Below are 19,829 nucleotides of genomic sequence, written 5' to 3' on the forward strand. Positions count from 1 at the left end.
TGATGATTTTCCACCGCTTGAAAATGAACAAGAAGACTACGAGACCAGCAAAAGCTGCCCCTCTGTCGACGGTATAAAGTTTTAGCCATGCCAAAACGCCGTCCACCGCATCTTGTTCGTGAACGTACACGCCATGGTAAAATCATATGGTATGTCCGTATTGGTCATGGACCACGGTTTCGGATTGAAGGAACCTATGGAACGCAAGAGTTTGTTGACAATTATACGCTGGCTATTAAACAAGCGCAAAATGGCTCCTCCAAAACAAAGAGGCGTACCAGACTCACAGAAGGGTCTTTCGATTGGTTGTTGCATCAGTATTTACAAAGCATGCAATGGCATAATCAATCAGAATCTACTAAAAAAGTTAAATATCGAATTCTGAATAATGTTTCTAAACATATCGGTAATCGTGCATATAAAAGTATAAACAAACAACACATTCTTGAAGCCGTAGACAGAAGGCGAGAGACCCCCGCGGCTGCAAAACATTTTTTGACCTCTTTAAACGGTCTCTTTAATTGGGCGGTTGATAATGCCCTTTTAAATAGAAATCCTGCCTTTAATATAAAAGCACCAAAATCTTTGAACAGAGAGGGATTACTGCCATGGCTAGAAGAGGACATAGACAAATATTATCACCGTTGGTCACATGGTACACATGAACGCGTCTGGATTAACGTCCTTTTGTATACCGGCTTGCGTCGTGGTGATGCCGTTCGTATCGGCTGGAAAGATGTCAAATATAATATCATCCATCTCAAAACAGAAAAGAGCCAATTTAAAACAGATGTTTTTCTTCCTATTTTACCAGAACTAGAGGAAACCCTTAAAATTGGTCCCATAGGTAATGAAACATTCATCTGCGGTAAAAGTGGAAATAAGCTTGTAAAAGAAAGTTTTGGCAATCTATTTCGTGAAGCATGTAATGCGGCGGGTATTAAAAAATCAGCCCATGGATTGCGAAAATTAGCAGCAACACGCGCCGCCAATGCTGGTGCTACAGTTTCGCAAATGAAAGCGCTTTTTGGCTGGACAGAAGATAAAATGGCATCCCTTTATACCAAAACAGCTGATAGAAAACGACTTGCAATAGAAGCAATCAAAAAGCTACAAAAAGGTTCGGGATAGACATAAAATAAGTTAAAAGAATCAACGGAATCAAAATTCCCGAACTTTTATATAACTTATTGATTTTATATAAATATAACGCTCCCTCTCTCTCCGCCATTTATCATAAAATTAATGGATTATATAAAAGTTTGGGAATTTTAGGCCCTTTGATTCTGTTGGCTGATTTTTCTGTTTATTACCTACCTTTTAAATTGCTTACATTGCTAAGTGTTTTTATAGGTGACTGGTATAGAGGGGGCTATTTTATCTCTCTACTCCCAAATACGGTCTTTTTGAGTAGAGAGATAAAAGCTTGTAAGCTATAAGAATACTGGAAAATAAGATATATTAAGTAGATTAGATCTCATTAAACGGGGTCTCTATCGGACATTTATTTTCACAATATACTACTATTCTCTATGGCTATGGAATCCACGACTCTGAGAATTTTTCATCCATTATAGATGAAGAGCAGGCTGAACTGTTGCGGCAAAAGATGCGGTAATTACTAAATAAGCCGTTTTCTATTTTATATTACAAAATCAACCATAAAGAGCACGACGCCGTGCCTGGAAAACTTCTGTGCTTGGGTTTGGGTTGAAAGCAGAAAAGTTAATAATTTATACGCCACCGAACTCAAACAACATAGATTCACGGCAAGTGATATGATTGGTGCTCGAAAATCCTAAGCTCTATCGTGATATTCAAATGTTTTACTCCGCCTCTCGTGAAATGTTCGTGATAATGATAAGTTAGTATTCTCAGTGTGATTTTTAAAAAGTTCCTTCTAAAAAAACACTACAAACAAATAAGTAAATATATACCCAAAATATAAACCAACGACAAAAAGCCAAATATATTGACCATATATGCATTCATGTAAAAAAATACTAAGAGACTAAGTCTCCCAATAGTCGACAAGAATGACTCGTATGTAGCTCTAAGACTTATCATTAATACTGTCGTGCAGGGCTACTTCCACGCGAAGATATGTATACTTAATTAAATAAAAAATCATACAGACTAAAAGAACAGCAATTTCTTTTCTTGGTTCAAAGAAAACAACTGTAAAAATCATGGCAGCTGAAAGTAATAGGAGTAAAACAAAATTCATCCTCTGACTTAAGTTTGTAAATAGAAAACTAGCAAGTAGCTGGGAGAGCAATATAAGAGAGAAGATTATGCCAAGCTAAAAATAACTTACATTGATATTATAATCTTTAAATATCCACTGCCAATACTGCGAAAATATATTGAAAAAAATAAGTAAAAGATAAAAATAGAGAGAAATATAAGGAATTTTAATAAAAATAGATAACATCTCTTTTGCGTCATAAATAAAAGAAGTCGCTTTTTTTTGCTTCTTTCTCTCCTTTTAGATCATCCAAAAAAACAAGCAAAAGAGTGTTGTCATCATCATGAGAAATGCAGAGATATACTATATGTATTGGCTAGAATAATCGGCAAAATATGCACCTATCAAACTAAATACAAACATGCCAATGTAATTATATTGAGAGCTGGAACCAAGCACCTTTTTTGTAGATGTACGTTTTGTTTTTGCATATTGAAAAAGTAAGGCGTTATAGGCACCAGCAATCAATGTAAGTGATAAGGCATTAAAAAGCTCTGCTAGAAGAAAACCGTAAAAGTTTATAGAAATGCCCATGAGAAAGATCCATGTGGCTGCACAAAAGCTCCTGCTAAAATGATCGATATTTTATAACTTTTTCTATCTGCAAAATATCCAAGGGAATATCTGTAACCATCATGACAAAGGCTTGAAATGACGTAATGATACCGATATCAATAAGCGTCAAGCCTTTTTCAAGCATATAAAAGACAATAAAGGCGCCTGTTAAAATCCTTATACCGTTAAATAAAAATCCAAACGCTCATATACTCGTCATTTATTCCCCACCAACACAAATAAAGCAATGAGTACATCAACGCTCTTAAAGTAATCAGTACATCACTTTATGAAATAAATGACGTGGAAACTTATACTTTTATGACAAATATGGCAATAGCGGCTCTATGGATCTCTAGCTTTATCAATTGACTATTTAGAAAGATTGATGAAGAATATCCTTTCTATATTTTTTCATTAGTTAAAATCCGTGAAATATTTCATTTTTTTAAGAACAGTCAAATAACCAGCAACCGTATTATATGGGTATCATAAAGGTTCATAGAATTTTGCTTAGTATTCTTAACAAAATCATTGATATTTTTCATATGATTCTGATTAGCACATGAAAAACATCTGGTTTTACTTGGGATAATAAATAGCCCCCCAACAGCATTTGCCATAACTGAACAGGTATATAACGGTGCACCCTTCATGTTGCAGATAGTTTGGTTGATAAAATGAAAAGATCTGATCCCAGATTATTGGCTGCGCATAGCACAAACTCAGTATTTTCGAGTGGTCAGAGTGTTTTTCTACATTATCCATTTTTTCATTATAGAACATAGGGCAAAATGAACTGTGATGAGCGCAATACGATGCTCGAAGGAGCATCTACATTAGATGTGAGCTGGAAGCAGTCAAATTAATAATCTGATCCGCTGCAGAACCTAAGAAGTACAGCTTTATGGGAAGGGAACGAAAAGGTCCCCTGTATCAGAGGAAATCAACGAGAGAGCATTCCTCTACTCATTTTCAAGAGCGAGCATTTCCGTAGCAATTGCGTATATGCATCCTGTATCTGCAGCTACTGATTTATGCTTTGTGTTGGCAGGAAGATGTATCATATTTCCTGGTGTACAGGTTATACGCTTTTCACTATAGAAAAAATCTAACTCTCCCTCTATAATTAAGAGAGTTTCATCGACCTTATGGGTATGCCAATCGTGTATTTTTCCTGGAAAATCTTTTTGTATCTCTATCGAGCCTTGTTTTGGCAGCATCATTTTTAAGATATCATAGATATTTTATTTAATTGAATTTTAGAAAACTTAGTCATTATCGTGCTCCATGATATGATACGGGCAAGATGGGGATTCAATATTATTATCTTGCAGGAAGTATTGCATCCACTCTCTATTATTGGGATCGCCATATTTTCCTAAAAAGGGGGATTTTGTGATAATATCAAAAGGTTCAAGTCTTTTCCCTACAGCGGAGAATGCATTCTTTGCTTTTTGTTCCGTATCGAGCAAATCAGAAAAAACCCACCTTGGCTGGAAGGTTAACATAAATGTAGAGCTTTTTCTACTTATTCTGTTTATATGAGATGGTGTATTGCAAACTATGAACATAGGTCCGCCATGAAAGCAAAACTCCCATAGAGGATCGTCCATATTTTGGGGTATATGCTCAGGCCAATCTCGCTCGTCAAGAGCTCTTAAATCTTTAAGGATAGATCAAAATTTTTCTCTATAAACTTCGATACTTTGTACAGGGGCAGGCGCCTCGAATGCAACAAAAGATGTGTTTTTTCCAAAACTCTTATAAGTATCGCAATAATTTATAAGGTCTTGCATCATATTTTTTTGCGGTCAACTTGTTGTAGAATCCAAATCGGAGCATGTCTTTTTGGTATCCATTCACCCCGAATAAGCAGGGAAAAAGTCTAGTTTTGTTATTCATGAGCACATCGAATTCTTTAAAAACAATCTGCTTCCATTTTTCATATTTGTCTATATTTCTCATTATTTGCGTTGCTGAATCCATGTTTTCCTCCCAACTGTTATATTTTATAAGAAACTGCTACGAATTGAGTCCTCTAAGGTTGATAGTTCATCATCATTTTCGCCCAAAATTGCTATAATAGCTGGGCAGGTATTTAAATCGATTGTCAGAGGTAGAGGCTCATTTTCTTTAAAAAAGAGCATAAAATGAACCACATTTTCGCAAGAATGAAGTTTTTGCTGCCATAGGTTCATATCTTTTATGATAAGACCTTCAGTCTTGTTGATAAGAAAGAGAATACGCCCTTTTTTCTTAAAGCGGCTTGGTGTTTGCGAAAATACCCCCGCAATAAGGTTGATAGAGCTTTTCAGTAAATCATCTTCATAGCAATGCACGAACAAGGAGGGTGCAATACCTCCGTGAAGGCGGGCTCCCACTTCAATCATCACGGGACCGTGAGCGGTTTGCATGATTTCCATATGCGCAGGTCCATATTCAATTCCCACTGCGCTAATACATTTTTTTGCATAAGAGATAAGATCAGCATAAAGAGAGTCTTGAGCATCGAGCACATCAAGCGATTCATAAACAAAAGCACTGCCATTATGGAGCCCCTTTTTATAGCGCGATAAACTGCATATCTTGATAGCTTCTCCCTTTACAACGGCATCTACGATGTATTCTTCTCCTACTAATCTTTCTTGGAGCAAATAAGCCTCATTAGGCATGCCAAAAATATTTTTCTGCCTCCAATCAATTCCAGAGATCCACGCTTCCACTTCCTCACGGTTGGAGAAAAATAAAACACCATCGCTTCCAGCAGAAGCATTGGGCTTCACTACATAGCCACTATGGCTTTCAAAATCATCAAGAGCACAATCATCTTTTGTAAGAATTTTTGAGCGGATATAAGACAAACCATTTTCATAGAGGCGCCTTTGCATTGCAGCTTTTTTTCGACGCCAATCGGTGGTCGAGGGGTTGTTTCCAGAGCAACCATAATAAGCAGCCAATTGCTCTGCACAATAAATACCTCCCTCAGCACCAGCCACTACGGCTGCTATATCGCCAATCGGAAAGCGCTGCTTTATTTCCTCTACACTGTGAAGTTTTGTTTCTGCCATGCCCTCACCCTGATAAGAAAGCATGAGATGCGAAGAGAGAGTTGGTTGAGAGACAACGCCATAACAAGCATAGCCTAATTTTTGCAAAGCAGGGCCATAAAGGGCACCTGTGGAGAAAGGATCGACGATAAGGATAGGTTTTCTCATGCTTTGGTCCGCTGTGTGACAAGGAAAATGACATAAATAAAGATTATCAGTCCTATAGGGGGGAGAAGATAAACAGCTGCTTGTGGTCCCATAAGGGCAGAGCTTGTAAGGAGACCAAGGATAACATAACCAGCCGATTGGGAAAGAGTATAAAGCATGCCGCTATAGCTTCCCACCAGCTCTGCTTGAGTTTCTGTCTTGGTTGCTTCAATCGTATGTTTGCGGGCATTAATTCGTATGGTATTCATCGAAAAGCCAATAAAAAAGCAAAAGACCACAGCCAAATAGGGTAATTGGGTGATGCTAAAAATGGCATCAGCTACACTCAACAATAGGGCTGGGAGGATGAATTCAAAGCGAGGGATTTTGATAAAAGCAGCTAAAAAAGCGCCAACACCTGCAATAGCGCTGCAAAGCCCATAATATTCAGAGCCAAAATTTTTCACACTTTGAAAAAGAATGGTTGCCAGTGTATTATAGGCGCAAGCATGAAAGCCAATAAGGCTTATACAGACGCATAAAAGCTTAAGTTCAGAGGTGAGTCCATCTGCTTTCGGGGGTGTCGTTTGCATCTTCTCGGTTGCAAGCTGCGTGGCATTTGTAGCATTATCGGTGCTATATTCATCGCGAAAGATAACATAACCGGCCACAAGGCTTACGATAATGTCAAACAGACAAATTACTGCAATCAAGCCATTATAGCCAAATCCAGCAGCTATTCCTTGTGAACTGGTTGCTTCTAAGAGATAACCACTCAATGCTGCTCCCAAAAAGGCACCAATTTGCACCACTGTTTGCATGATGCGGGAAGCCTTTTGCGCGCTAATATAACCACTAAGCGCTAGTTTAGTATTATAAGTCTCGAGTGTGCTTAGAGTGATCAAAGAGAGATAACCAATAGAGATAGAGACAGCAATAAAACCAAAGGGGGAATCGACATAATGAAAAAGGGCAATCAATAAAAGAAGACTATAAATGATAATCCGCCTTTTGTATAAATCTACCAACCGCAACGAGGACTTAATGCGTACAAGTTTACTTTTTTTCAAAAGATAGGGTGTAAGGGTTCCCAAAGCCATGGTTACGCCTAGGAAAACCGATGAGGATGTTATACGATAAGCATTCCAAAGATTACTTAAGAATAGCACCATATCAGAAAGATAGAGCAGGACGACAAGCCCATAAAATCGAAACACCAGCTGTTTGCGCACATCACCCCCTATAATCCCTATGTCCGCAGGTCTAAAAATACGCAATATGATAATCAACATGCATGTCTACAAATAATCAATACACGTATTGCTAAGCATTTCAAGTTTTTTTGAGAGGGACATAATATAAATTTGAACGTTGATCTTTGTTATGACGATAATTCATTTTCAGGGATTGAGGGCAGCTAGTATTTTCTCTGCGTGTTGATGCGTTGTCGATAAGGGGACGCTTCACGAAGTGACGAGCGTAGTTATGCCCTTGAGAGGAAACCTTCAGGATTGATTATGTTTATGCTCGGTGTTGAGATTGTGCTATTGATCCTTACCACGATAAGCTTGGATTTTGCTGTGACGAAAACTTCTGTTATCGGGCAGAAAATTTATAATCTCAGGTTGAAGTCACGGTTATATTCATGGTTTTTACATGGTGTTTTTTTCAAGAAGGGACGCTGTTGAATAGCTTTAGAAGGATTCGTAGACGGCGGATTTGGATGAACCAGCATCGTTATTTTACAGCTTAATTATAATATTTTGAGCATTGGCTTCTTATCAAACTGAAAATATATAAGAAATATTTTCTTCAAATGCTTTTACAAGGAGGATCACAATAGTTCTGTGATGCTTTTCAAGGTTTGGCTTGTTACTTTTTTAATGGGATCATATATCGAATATGCGTAACGGTCGGTGGTTCGAGAAAAGGCCAAGAACTCATCAGTTATCTATATAACTGAATGTGGTCTTTTTTCTTGGAGCAATGATATGCTTTGATAACATCTGTTTCTATAGCACCTACACTACGCGATCAATCCTCAAAAGCTCCGCTGGATAATGATAATTGATGCAGTGTGAACAAAAAATTAGCTTTTATTACAAGGAATGAATTTCATTTTAAGCGATCAAAAAGAGAACCTTTAGTTTAGAACTGAATCTATACATCGCATTGTCTTTAAACGCATTTTCCGATGCCTTCTTTGAGTGGTTTGTTTAAGAAGCAATGCACTGTAACCCAACATGCAATGTATCTATTGTTCGTTGAATTTACTCTAATTGATATCCATAATGGACGGGTGATTTTACAGGGCATCATTCGGATAATCCCTCCTTGGTAAAAAAACGTATATTTTCATGCATCTAAATTTGACATTTGCAAACTTTGAACACCATGGCTGTAACAAACTTTTTCTGACCCAATCTGTCGATCGGTTGATTGTTATGAAGTAGAAGATAAAGAGGTATTTTGTCTCAAAGACTATGGCGTAGCCAAGAAGTTCCCTGTTGAGTACAAACATTAGAGTAGATAATAAAGATTGAATGCAACAGGGTATCCCTTTAAGCCCTGAGGGAGAAAATCTGTTCAATGCTTTTAAACGCGCACATGAATGAAGCGTGAGTTTTTTGCGCATTATTTGCTTTAGGGTACTGAAAGAGAGCAAAGGTAACAGAGGTAGCTTATCTTACATACATGTAGAGCTCGCTTTGATACAAAAGCTGCAAATTTCCTTGTACTTCATATTGTTTTATCAATGCAGCCAATTGCTGCAAATATTCGTCTCCATGCCTAGCAATGGCGCGTTGCACTTGCGTTGAAGAGCGGCTCATGCCAATAAAGGTATCGGATGGGATTGTCATCGTCCAATTGTGTGTATGGAGAGAAATCTTTTCTGGATTTACTCGAAAGCCATCATGCATTTCCTGTAGAAAATCAAAATGACGATAATAACGGGAATAATGAGGGCTCATTTCTTCTAGCAATGTCTCATAAGCGGCGAGAAATTCGCTCTGTTTAAAATCACGATTATTTTGAATGACCGCCATAACACCTCCAGCTTGGAGTTGGTTTGAGACAATGCTAAGCAACAGAGGGCGATTCATCCATTGAAAGGCTTGTGCTGCAACAACAAGATCAATTTTACCGATTTTGGGCAATAGGCTTTCAGCTTTGCCTTGATACCATTGCACAAAAGGAAACTTTCTTTGTCCCTGCTTAATCATATCCGCCGATACATCGATAGCATGATATTGGTGTTCGTTTCCTAGAAGTTTAACAATTCCTTCTAATGCAATGCCTGTTCCAGCCCCCACATCCACAATGGATAAATGTTTTTTTTCCTTAAAAGGAAGCAGCATAGTTTTCAATAAGGAAAGAGGATAGCGCGGACGATAGCGATCATAATCATTAGCCAATCCGTCAAATTTTTCATTTTTGGGTTGAACGCTTTGTATCATAGCACCCTCCTTATAATTGCTGCCATACATAATTGAGAAGCTCTTCTTTTGCTAGTATATGAAGCATAAATTCTGCAAAAGAGCGAAATGAGTACTACCCTTTAGTATCTTTTCTCTTTCATTTGATAAAATTGATTGCGCACATTTCTTTCTAAGTGATCTCTTTTGTAGTGCAATCATAATCAGGTAAAAGTTTCATACATTCCGATAAAAATCCGTCCTAATTTTAGCGCGATTATCGCTTCAATATCTTTAGCGAGTATTGAATTTATAGCATCACTAGATGCGAACGATCAAATTCGAATACTCGAATGCAAAAGATAAAGATAAGGTCACACATTTGTATGCTATCAGAAAATTCAAATCAAAAATTTCAAAAATATGAGGTGCCAAATATACTGAGTTTATCTATATATTCTTATACCTAGCGGATATTATAGTCATCTGTAGAGCATCCCTAGCGAATGGTGGATTCTGAGATTTATAAAGCTTGCTCCATAAGAGTTGGTATTTGCTTATGTCATTTTTGTAGCAATAATAGCTATCGATCAACATATGGTGGCATCAGGATTGCTCATACATCCTATAAAGTTGCACTTTATTGTGCTTAGTATTTTCGTTTTTCGTGCAGAAATAGTTCTATGATATTATGATATATTGCAATGCTTATGACGGTGGTTTAATAAAATAAGCATATTTCGTATGCAAGGTATGAGAGGGGTATATGATTATAAATTGCAATGAGACGAAGTGTTTAAATTTGCTTATAAACATCAATGAGAGATAATTTTTTTATTTATCTTCATAGGAGCGTGGGGCTGGTCTTCTTAAGAAAGTAGTGTCTCTTATCTATTGTTAAATCAAAAGGCTTCATTGAATGTAAAATTTAAAAACATGACTCTCGTTGCAAATAATTTTGAAAATTTCAGTCTCTTACACTAAAGGAACTTGATATTCTTGATGCATCTCTCTCTGGTAACGAGTGATGAATTTAAACATATCTAAAGAGATTGTGCGTATCAAATGACTTAAAGAATGGATGGTTTAATCTTAAAATACGAAGAAAGACTCTCATTTATTGAAAAAGTTTGTGAAGTATATCAACTTTTGTCAGAAATGGGTGAGCGATTTATTGCAATTGATGGAATTGCTTCTCTTTCTTCAATCCATAATCAAATACGACACCATATAGATAAGGTTTGTTTTGGCTATGCATAAATTTACTATTGATTATAAAACTTAAAAACCTATCCACATATTCTCTTATGTATGTTAGTTTAAAGCTTATATGGAAAATTGGCTATCATTAAACCACAAGGCACTTTTTTGAAAAATTTGGGGCAGGAGGGGGTAAAGTGTTAGAAAAATGATCAATATTATCGTGATGATAATGTCTTCATTCTTTACATTAAATGTAGCGCTATAAGCACGATAAGGTATGGATATACTTAAGTATTTTTGCATATACAGAGAGTAAACTAAAGATGAAGGCAATAACGTCTCTTTTTTGGGGGGAATTTGATATCCTCTTGCCTTTCATAGATCTGGTGAGAGATGAAATGGCAAAGGTTCTTTCAGAGTAGAAGCTATAGTTCTTTCTTGATATCTATACAATGATATCAGTTTTGGCTTGGTAAGATTTCGCAGTTTTTTTTGATTTGTGGACTGCTATCCTTTCGTACAAGCAAAGCAATTGATTTCAACACGACTATAGTGTGTTTACGGTGTGAATGTAAATGCTCAATAAAAGCAGTGATATTTATGATATTTTTGCTATTGTAATATGATCTAGCCTTATCTCTAAAGTGCTTTTATTTTCATAGAAAAGTGAGTCACACTATGACAAAACAAACATTTTAAAAGCATCTAAGCGAAGAGTTTTTAATTTAACTGGCTAAAATATAAAATTGTAAAAAAACATATATTTAAAAACGGATTTCAAGATATACCCAATAATATTTATATGAAGGGGATAATTTATGTTCGCGGCAAATTTGAAAGAACGCGCTGCTTTATTCGAAAGTAGGACTTTTCTCTATTTTACATTGAGCGGCTTATTTGCTACATTTGGCAATGGGCTAAATTATATCGCATTGTCATGGCTTGCCTACCAACAGACAAGTTCAATTCGTGGTGTAGCGCTTCTAATGTTTTTTCTCTGGATGCCTAGCATTATTTTTGCACCTGTTTTTGGTGTATTGGCGGATAAATACAATCGTAAAATGCAGATTATGATTTCAAATCTTGTCAGAGGGTTGGTACTCGTGGCTTGGGTAATACTTGGGAAATTGGGTATAGAAATTGAATTAATGGTCTTGTCTACTTGCTTAGGTATTTTTGTCTCTTTTTATATGCCATCAGCTGTACCTTTAATCCAAAGTATTGTTCCAAAAGAACAGCTTTTTAATGCAAATGCGACAATCGATATGGTCTATGAACTTGGCACTATTATAGGTATGGGGTTAAGTGGATTTATCCTTGCCTATGCAGGCACAAAAGGAACGCTTCTCATAGGTGGGATATTCTTTATTATTGCTGGTTTATTTAACTTTGCAATGAAAGTACCTGAAATGCGAAAATATGAAAATCAAAATAAACTCAATTGGTGGAAAAGTTATATATCATCATTTCGTTATTTTAAGCAGAATCCGGTTCTTTTTATGCCCTATATAAGCCAGATGATTATTATGACTCTTTTGATGACCATTCCTGTTATTCTGGTTCCTTATACGCAAGAGATTTTAAGAGCAGATAACAAGATCTTTGCAATATTGGAAGCGCTTTATTCTGCAGGCGCATTTACCGGTGCGCTTTTTTCGCCACTTCTTTGTAAAGTTTTATCTATAAGGAAAACACTGGCACTTTTATTAGCTATTATGGCAATCGGTCTTGTTATTCTGTCTGTTAATACACAGACACACATTGTTTTTCCTATTTATTTCATGATTGGATTTGGGCTTTCAAGTTGGGCTCTTTCGATTTCTTTATCGCAACTCTCTTGTGATCCTGAATATCAAGGAAGATTACAGGCAAGTTTTAATGGTATTTCTGGGTGCTTTATTCTTGGAGTCTATCTCTTTATGGCAAGTGATACCAATAGCACCTCATCTCAGTCGATATACTTTCTTCAAGGTATGATTGCTGTTATTGGTGCGCTTATCGCCCTCTTTTACAAAAGTGAAAAACAATAAATTTTATTTAAGCGTTATTCACAAACATTTACGAGAGCTTTCATATTTTGCTTTTAAAGGGGAAGTGAATGCTAAGGAAGCTAACGAATAAAGCATAAGTTTTATTGATGCTCTAAAATGTGAGTTGTGTTGACGCATTATAAGAAAGCGTCAAGAGTTCTTTTTGATAAAATCTACTATCGCGATGGTTCTCTAATACAGCGCTTAAAAACTTTGAAAAGTTTTTATGTTTTAGCAGGCAGCATCATCATACTATTTGCCAGCTCCCAATGTTACGATATTCCTTAGCGCCTGAGAGCATTTAGGAGAGGGATTTTTTCTTTCTTTGTTTTATCTACACGGCACTCCCGCTTGTGACATGCAAACGAATGGTTAATCTATACAGATGTGAAAGGAAAGAATTTTAGAATATGCGGGGTTATTATTCAATAGAGATAACGATAAATTATCTTTATAAATCAATCCGATATGCCATAATAGAGGGCAGAACAATCAGCCTCCCTCATATTTTATAAGGTTATGTTTCCTTAATTGCGTTCTTCGAAATCCATATGAATAATTGTGTCAGTCTCATCAATTGTTTCATTTTCATTGGAATGAATGTTTTTGCGACGGTGCAAGGTTTGTATAATTTCCTTTTTCAAAATCGTATCTGCTTCACTTAAACGATGAATACTCAGTTCCAATTCAAGAGATAAAGCCAAATCGACGCATAATTTAAGCTCTTCTCCAATATCAAAACCGCGTTGATAGTCATCATAAAGACCAACAAGTGTATCGGACAATTCTTTATCGCATAAAGAGGCCATGCTCACTCCTCCATGTTGCGGCTTTCCCATGTGGCTTTGATATTTTAGGTATCACCTCATTGTCACCACCAAGAATTGCCATGTATACCAACATAATCGTTTTGTCAATTTTCTGTAAAGAAGCAGTTTTAAAAACGCTGTTTGTGAGAAACGTTATTGCGTTAAGATTATGAATTTTCCAATCATGGAGAAATGTAACAAGATTTTTACTATAGAGTTTGCAGAATTTAAGTTGTATCGCTAAACAGCTTTTAATTTGCACGTAAGAGAAATTCTTTTGACGATAAGCAAAGCGCTTGAAGAACTCATTATTGCCAATAAAAGCTAAATCAGTGTCATTGTTAATAAGTAAGTGTGGTTTGTAAATGTTTAGTTTTTGAAAAAGAGTTGATATTCTCATTTTTTGTAGAACATCACTTATCTTATCCATTTTGTATTAACTTTTAGACATTGATAAACCTTTTATCTTATGTTGTAATTTAAAAATGATGGGAATACGTTTGATATGTAGATCCTTGCAAAGAGGTTTAAGCAGTATTGTTGCCCAGGAAGGGTAAGAAAAATCGTATTGAGCTTTTTTGCTGTTGAAGGAATGCGACTGCGATTTTTGAAAGAGTGATCGATAAAATTGGCTTAACGGGCAAACTGATAAAGTTAGTAATGGCGCGTTTGGCTTTTTCATTGGGCTGTGTCCAAATGTTTTTGACACTGGAAAATAGTCTTTGAGAAGTTTTTGTACGTTTTCCAAGGTCATATGATAATGGCGCAGCTTAGAAAAATACTACGGCGATCGCATTTTTTGTGTGATTGTCATAAATTTCGTTCCTGCTTCAATGGATACTATAGCATCCATTTTTGTGGAGTTTATTTAAAATGACTGCCCACCTTAATGGGCAGTGATAGGAAATATAAATCAATATAATTATTTATTCAACGATTATATTGATTTTGGAGTAATTTTTTTGGCACGTCCTGAAAAAGAACCTAAAACCGAATTGGCAAGACGTTTTCGTGAAGTGCGACGCATACTTGGTTTTACGGAGCGTAAACAATTTGCTGAACATCTTGGTGTAACTGCTGGTTCCATAGGAACTTATGAAACGGGTATAAGTGAACCTACCGCCTCTGCTCTCTCTAAATACAAAGAAATTTGCGGTGTCTCATTAGATTGGCTGATAACTGGTAAAGGTGAAATGTTTGCAGATATAGCCAAGGCCAAAGCTGCTGGTTTTAAACCGCAAGCCATCCCTGCAGGGGTGATGAAAAAGCTTGGGCATTTGGCTTATACGACTTATTATGATGTACAAATAACACTTTCTCCTGAAGATGTGGCAGAATTAGCAGCAGAGCTTTATGGAAGATTGCAAGAGCTTATTCAGAACATCTATGATATGGAAGAAGTTGAAGCAACTTTGCCTCTGTTAAAACTGCATTTAAAACGCCAAATTGAAGCTGAAAAGACACAGCAAACAACGAAAAAAAAGACGAAAGCTCCCTGAAATAAAAATCTTTTTTGCTGTAAAATACTGTCTCAAAAACAGTGTATTGAGTAGTAAACATCTACAACAACATAAATTATCCGCATAATTTTTATCATTTTTGGATACAGAAAAAAATTTGCACAACGTGCATATTCATTTCAAGAATATACTGTAGATCTTTTTGTCAAGAGACAAATGAACGGATGATATTCAGAGGCAAAAGAGAGCAATTATAAAGGCTTGACCTACGAATGATTTGATTTTTCAGTATTGTATTATTTTTAGTAAAGTTTTTGTTTTGCTTTCGTAAAGGAAAAGCAAGTTTTCGAAACATACCATTTGATGAGAATAGAAAGCCACAGGCATCTCCTCTTTGATAAGTCAAAAACTTCACTAAAATGTGCATTTTAAGTTATAGGATGTACGTCTAAACATACCAATATCCTAGCCACATATTTTGAAAGTGTTCAATGAATATTAGCAATTGTCTTTAATATAACAGTTTGGATTCAGCAACACGCATTTTTCATAATGTCTTTTTCTTAATCAAAAACCTATAACGTCTTCATTATAAGGAAACATTTTGTATTTTTTGTACACAAAACAGAAAGATTATGCTTTATTTGTAAAAATGTTTTTAAGGTCTGTTTTAGATGCTCATTATTAAGAGAGGGTTATGAAAAAACTCTGCTTTACGAAGATAAGTTGCTCATAAGAATTACGACTGATTTTATATAACAATAAATGGAAAAGTTTTTTCAAACATGCCTATTCTATTTTAGGGTAGAGCATCTCGTAGAAAAAATGCATTGATGATAATGATCATTATTTATCACCTTATGTCAGAAGTCTAAAAAAATAAATTTATGCTTATAAGAGCAGTTATTATAAAGGGCTCTTTTTGTATTTAATTAAGAAGTATTTTGCGATTTAATGAAAAATTATTTTTCATACTCTTGCCATTCTGTTTATGCGCTTTATTTGAAAGGTAGAGTTGCTCTTTAAGAAGCTATTTTTATTATGAGCTAAATCGCGATATGTTTGGATGGAAATGATGTAATATTCTCAAAGTTTGTGTTTTTATTTATTTTTAGCTTGAATCCCTCTAGCTAAAAGGGTTGGGGACTTTTCTAGATTCAATGTTTTTACCGAGACTTTAGGATGAAGCCGTAAGAAATGCCGGCATCAGGAGGGGATAGCTTTACCTTTATTTATTCGTTTTGGGTGCGCAAACAGGGTTTTGCCTTGGGAGTTTTCTGCGCATTGTAATGATATTGAGCTCTGTTGGAGGAGGTTCTTATGAAAAAAAAATATTCAAAATCAAATTTGCTTAAAGCGGTCTCATTAGGAACTGCCATGGCCGCACTTTTATCAAGTGTCTCTCCTGTTTTTGCTGCAAATCTGGCGATTACAGGAGCGTCTAACTTAAGTTCGAACTTAGGCAATGTGGTGTATCCACATGGTAGTCATGGCAGTATTGTTTTTGCTGGTGATGATGACTACTGCGGTGCAGATAGTGTTGTTGGACGTGGGGGCAAACAACAACAGGGAATAAAAGATAGTCAACGAATAACTGCACAAGAACAATATGATAGATTTATTGGTGAGAAAGTTTTTGGAGGTCGTAGTCCTTATGGTACAACCACTGAAAAAGAGACTTGGGTTGGTGATGGTGTAACAAGTATTAGTGGTGCTTATATGGGGACGCCGACTTTTGGTGTCATGAATGCTATGCCTGAGGCGTATGGTATTTATTCTTTTGCTACCGGTTGTGGATCTGCTGCGACGGGTAATTATTCTACGGTATTTGGTGCAGGGGCGACAGCAAAGGCTGGAGGAGCGCAAGCCTTTGGTGTTTCTGCGCTTGCAAGTGGTATAGCAAGTGTTGCTATGGGTGTTGATTCCGAGGCATCGGGGAAATCTGCAGTTGCTATTGGAGGGCTTGCAACTGCATTAGGTCAAAATAGTGTTGCTTTGGGGACAAAAGTAAAGGCGGCAAAGAATTATGCGATTGCTATAGGTGTAGACGCTGAAGCTTTGGGTTCAGGTTCTATTGCAATAGGGGGTAGGCGCTCTGATAGAACTGATCCTAATGATCCAAACAGAAAAGTAACAGCGAAGGCTGAAAATGCCATTGCTATAGGTACGCATGCTTATGCTGAAAAGGAAGATTCGGTTGCCATTGGTATAAATGCGCAAGTCTTTTCTAAGGATGGTGTTGCTGTGGGTGGTGGCTCTATCTCTGATAGAGAAAAGGGCAAGGGGTATGATCCTGCAACAGGTAAAGAGACAACAGAAACCGGTATTGCATGGCAAAGCACTACAGGTGCTTTCAGTATTGGAGAAGTTGGTGGTCGTGATGGCAAGGGTAATTTAACACGGCAAATTACTGGTGTGGCTGCTGGTAGTGCTGATACTGATGCAGTAAATGTTGCACAGTTAAAAGCTATGAGAGATGTCATAGCAGGAGGAGGAAGTTGGAAAATTTCTGCTAACGATACAGATCCTACAAATGTTAATTCAGGCAATACAGTAGATTTTTCAGTAACAAATAGTGCGGTAGGAAAAGATAACTTAAAAATTGCACGAAATACTGCAGATAATAAGCATAAAATTGAATTCACTTTGGCTGATAATCTTAAGTTAACAAAGGTCACCACAGGTCAAAGCTCTATGAGTGATGATGGCTTTATTATCGAAAATGGGCCAATGATGACTATTGATGGTATTGATGCTGGTAATAAAGTCATTACCGGAGTAGCAGACGCGACTGAAGATAATGAAGCTGTAAATTATAAGCAATTGAAGGCTATACAAGAGGCGACTAAAACAAGCTGGCAACTTGCTGTTGAAGGTGGAGATGCTACAGCTATTGGTCCAAATGGCATGGTAAATTTACAAGCAGCTGGCAACGAAAATAAAAAGAATATCAAAATAGAAAAAGATAATGACCACAATGTCACATTTGGTTTAGCTGATAATATTACAGTAAAAAGTGTCACCGCAGGGAATACTCTTATAAGTGAAGCAGGTTTTGCTTTTGTTGATGGTAATGGTCCTCAAATCACGACTGCTGGTATTGATGCTGGTAGTAAAAAGATTACGAAAGTAGTAGAGGGGACTGATGATACCGATGCAGTGAATTTTAAGCAGCTGAAAGATTTGACCGCAGGGATAAAAACAGGCTGGAAACTTGCTGTTGAAGATGAAGAGACTACAGATGTTGGGGCAGGTAGTACAGTAAAGTTTACAGCCGTTGAAGATGATGACTTTAATAAAAATATCAAGATTGTAAGAGGCGCCAACAATGAAGTAAAGTTTGATTTAGCTGATAATATTAATGTAACGACTGTCACAGCAGGAGAAAGCATTATGAATGCTGTTGGCTTTGCGTTTAAAGATGGTGATGGGCCGAGCATAACAGTTCAAGGCATTCATGCTGGTAATAAAACGATCAAAGGAGTAGAAAAGGGCACTGAAAATACCGATGCAGTGAATGTTTCACAGTTAAACGAAGTAAAAAATCAGATAGCAGGTAATAGTCTTGTTAAATGGGACGAAGGGCAAGAACTTATCACCATTGGTAAGGAAAAAGGTGGTACTAAAATCAATATTGCAAACAAATCAGGTGCAGATAGGACTATCGCAGGCGTGAAAGCAGCAGAGAAAGGTAATGAAGCTGTTAACAAAGATCAACTTGATGATAGTATTAAGGAGGTAAATGCTTTTGTAATTAACAATGTGAACGCTTTTGCGGTTCTCTACGATAAAAAGAGTGATGGCACTGTCAATTATGAGAGTGTGACTTTGGGTGGTGGGAAAATCAACGGACAAGTCGCTCTGCATAACGTAAAAAATGGTGATATTACTAAAGCTTCAACGGATGCTATTAATGGTAGCCAGATTAATAAAATTTCTCAAGATGTTGCACAATTTTTTGGTGGAGGTACTTCATTTGAAAATGGTCAATTTACAGGACCAGAATATGAGTTAAAGACTATTGAGGAAGATGGTACAATAGATATAAAGCGATATAGTGATGTTGGTTCAGCTTTAGATGCAGTTAATGGAAATGTCTTTCAGGTTGATCATAATATGATCGTTGGATTTACTGATATTGCGGACTATTTTGGTGGTGGCGCTAAGTATGAGAAAGGCAAATGGCAAGCTCCTACTTTCAAGGTTTCTCAGCGTGACACGAATGGTGGTATTGTTAAGAACAATTACCAGAATGTTGCTGATGCTTTTGATGCTGTTGATACTTCTATCACAGATATCTATAGTCAGATTAACAATGTAACAGGCAATAGTCTTGTTAAATGGATAGAAGACCAGAAGCTTATCACAATTGGTGCGCAAAAAGGCGGTATGGAAATTAATATCGCAGGTACTGAGGGGGAGCGGACTATCGCAGGTGTGAAAGATGGAGACATTTCTGCTGACTCAAGTGATGCTATTAATGGTAGCCAGATTAATACAATATCTGGAAAAATTGCGAAGTTTTTTGGTGGAGGTACTTCATTTGAAAATGGTCAATTTACAGGACCAGAATATGAGTTAAAGACTATTGAGGAAGATGGTACAATAGATATAAAGCGATATAGTGATGTTGGTTCAGCTTTAGATGCAGTTAATGGAAATGTCTTTCAGGTTGATCATAATATGATCGTTGGATTTACTGATATTGCGGACTATTTTGGTGGTGGCGCTAAGTATGAGAAAGGCAAATGGCAAGCTCCTACTTTCAAGGTTTCTCAGCGTGACACGAATGGTGGTATTGTTAAGAACAATTACCAGAATGTTGCTGATGCTTTTGATGCTGTTGATACTTCTATCACAGATATCTATAGTCAGATTAACAATGTAACAGGCAATAGTCTTGTTAAATGG

General features: G+C 36.7%; 11 protein-coding genes and 2 pseudogenes. 5 read left to right on the top strand and 8 right to left on the bottom strand.

The window, feature by feature from the left end:
* Window positions 1-87 precede the first annotated feature (87 nt).
* Entirely contained in the window at window positions 88-1,131 is a 1,044-nt protein-coding gene (locus tag PVV69_RS07520) for a tyrosine-type recombinase/integrase (protein WP_273757033.1), read from the top strand.
* A 780-nt stretch (window positions 1,132-1,911) separates the two neighbouring features.
* Here the strand turns inward: PVV69_RS07520 and PVV69_RS10010 are convergent.
* The 6 genes and pseudogenes from PVV69_RS10010 to PVV69_RS07555 form a co-directional block, all read right to left on the bottom strand.
* Window positions 1,912-2,984 (bottom strand): annotated as a pseudogene (locus PVV69_RS10010) (MFS transporter).
* Between the two features lie 784 nt (window positions 2,985-3,768).
* The gene (locus PVV69_RS07530; RefSeq protein ID WP_273757035.1) at window positions 3,769-4,029 is read right to left on the bottom strand and encodes a cupin domain-containing protein; all 261 of its coding nucleotides are present in this window, start codon (window positions 4,027-4,029) and stop codon (window positions 3,769-3,771) included.
* 45 nt (window positions 4,030-4,074) lie between these two features.
* Window positions 4,075-4,419 carry a YqcI/YcgG family protein gene (locus PVV69_RS07535; RefSeq protein WP_273757036.1) on the bottom strand — a complete coding sequence of 115 codons (345 nt, stop codon included), beginning with the start codon at window positions 4,417-4,419 and terminating at the stop codon, window positions 4,075-4,077.
* A gap of 396 nt (window positions 4,420-4,815) precedes the next feature.
* Window positions 4,816-6,021, bottom strand: a complete 1,206-nt coding sequence (locus tag PVV69_RS07545; protein WP_273757037.1) for an ATP-grasp domain-containing protein — start codon at window positions 6,019-6,021, stop codon at window positions 4,816-4,818.
* Window positions 6,018-7,292 carry a hypothetical protein gene (locus PVV69_RS07550; RefSeq protein ID WP_273757038.1) on the bottom strand — a complete coding sequence of 425 codons (1,275 nt, stop codon included), beginning with the start codon at window positions 7,290-7,292 and terminating at the stop codon, window positions 6,018-6,020. The genes PVV69_RS07545 and PVV69_RS07550 overlap by 4 nt, the downstream gene beginning before the upstream one ends.
* Before the next feature lie 1,389 nt (window positions 7,293-8,681).
* Window positions 8,682-9,458: a trans-aconitate 2-methyltransferase gene (locus PVV69_RS07555; RefSeq protein WP_273757039.1), complete on the bottom strand. Its 777-nt coding sequence runs from the start codon at window positions 9,456-9,458 to the stop codon at window positions 8,682-8,684.
* A gap of 1,035 nt (window positions 9,459-10,493) precedes the next feature.
* Between PVV69_RS07555 and PVV69_RS07560 the strand changes: the two genes are divergently transcribed.
* Both PVV69_RS07560 and PVV69_RS07565 read left to right on the top strand, forming a co-directional pair.
* Window positions 10,494-10,676, top strand: coding sequence for a hypothetical protein (locus PVV69_RS07560; protein ID WP_273757040.1), 183 nt, complete (start codon window positions 10,494-10,496; stop codon window positions 10,674-10,676).
* A gap of 761 nt (window positions 10,677-11,437) precedes the next feature.
* The gene (locus tag PVV69_RS07565; protein WP_273757041.1) at window positions 11,438-12,649 is read left to right on the top strand and encodes an MFS transporter; all 1,212 of its coding nucleotides are present in this window, start codon (window positions 11,438-11,440) and stop codon (window positions 12,647-12,649) included.
* Between the two features lie 527 nt (window positions 12,650-13,176).
* On the opposite strand, the gene PVV69_RS07570 is transcribed toward PVV69_RS07565, so the two are convergent.
* Together PVV69_RS07570 and PVV69_RS07575 are read right to left on the bottom strand one after the other, a co-directional pair.
* The gene (locus tag PVV69_RS07570; protein ID WP_273720151.1) at window positions 13,177-13,458 is read right to left on the bottom strand and encodes a hypothetical protein; all 282 of its coding nucleotides are present in this window, start codon (window positions 13,456-13,458) and stop codon (window positions 13,177-13,179) included.
* On the bottom strand, window positions 13,439-13,888 hold the full coding sequence (locus PVV69_RS07575; protein WP_273757042.1) for a hypothetical protein: 450 nt from the start codon (window positions 13,886-13,888) through the stop codon (window positions 13,439-13,441). The genes PVV69_RS07570 and PVV69_RS07575 overlap by 20 nt, the downstream gene beginning before the upstream one ends.
* 532 nt (window positions 13,889-14,420) lie before the next feature.
* On the opposite strand from PVV69_RS07575, the gene PVV69_RS07580 reads away from it, so the two are divergent.
* Together PVV69_RS07580 and PVV69_RS07585 are read left to right on the top strand one after the other, a co-directional pair.
* Complete coding sequence (locus PVV69_RS07580; protein WP_273757043.1) at window positions 14,421-14,957, top strand: helix-turn-helix domain-containing protein; 537 nt, start codon at window positions 14,421-14,423, stop codon at window positions 14,955-14,957.
* Window positions 14,958-16,238: 1,281 nt separating this feature from the next.
* Window positions 16,239-19,829 (top strand): annotated as a pseudogene (locus tag PVV69_RS07585) (hypothetical protein); the annotation flags it as partial.

The sequence above is a fragment of the Bartonella sp. MM73XJBT genome, from assembly GCF_028618465.1.
Classification (GTDB): domain Bacteria; phylum Pseudomonadota; class Alphaproteobacteria; order Rhizobiales; family Rhizobiaceae; genus Bartonella.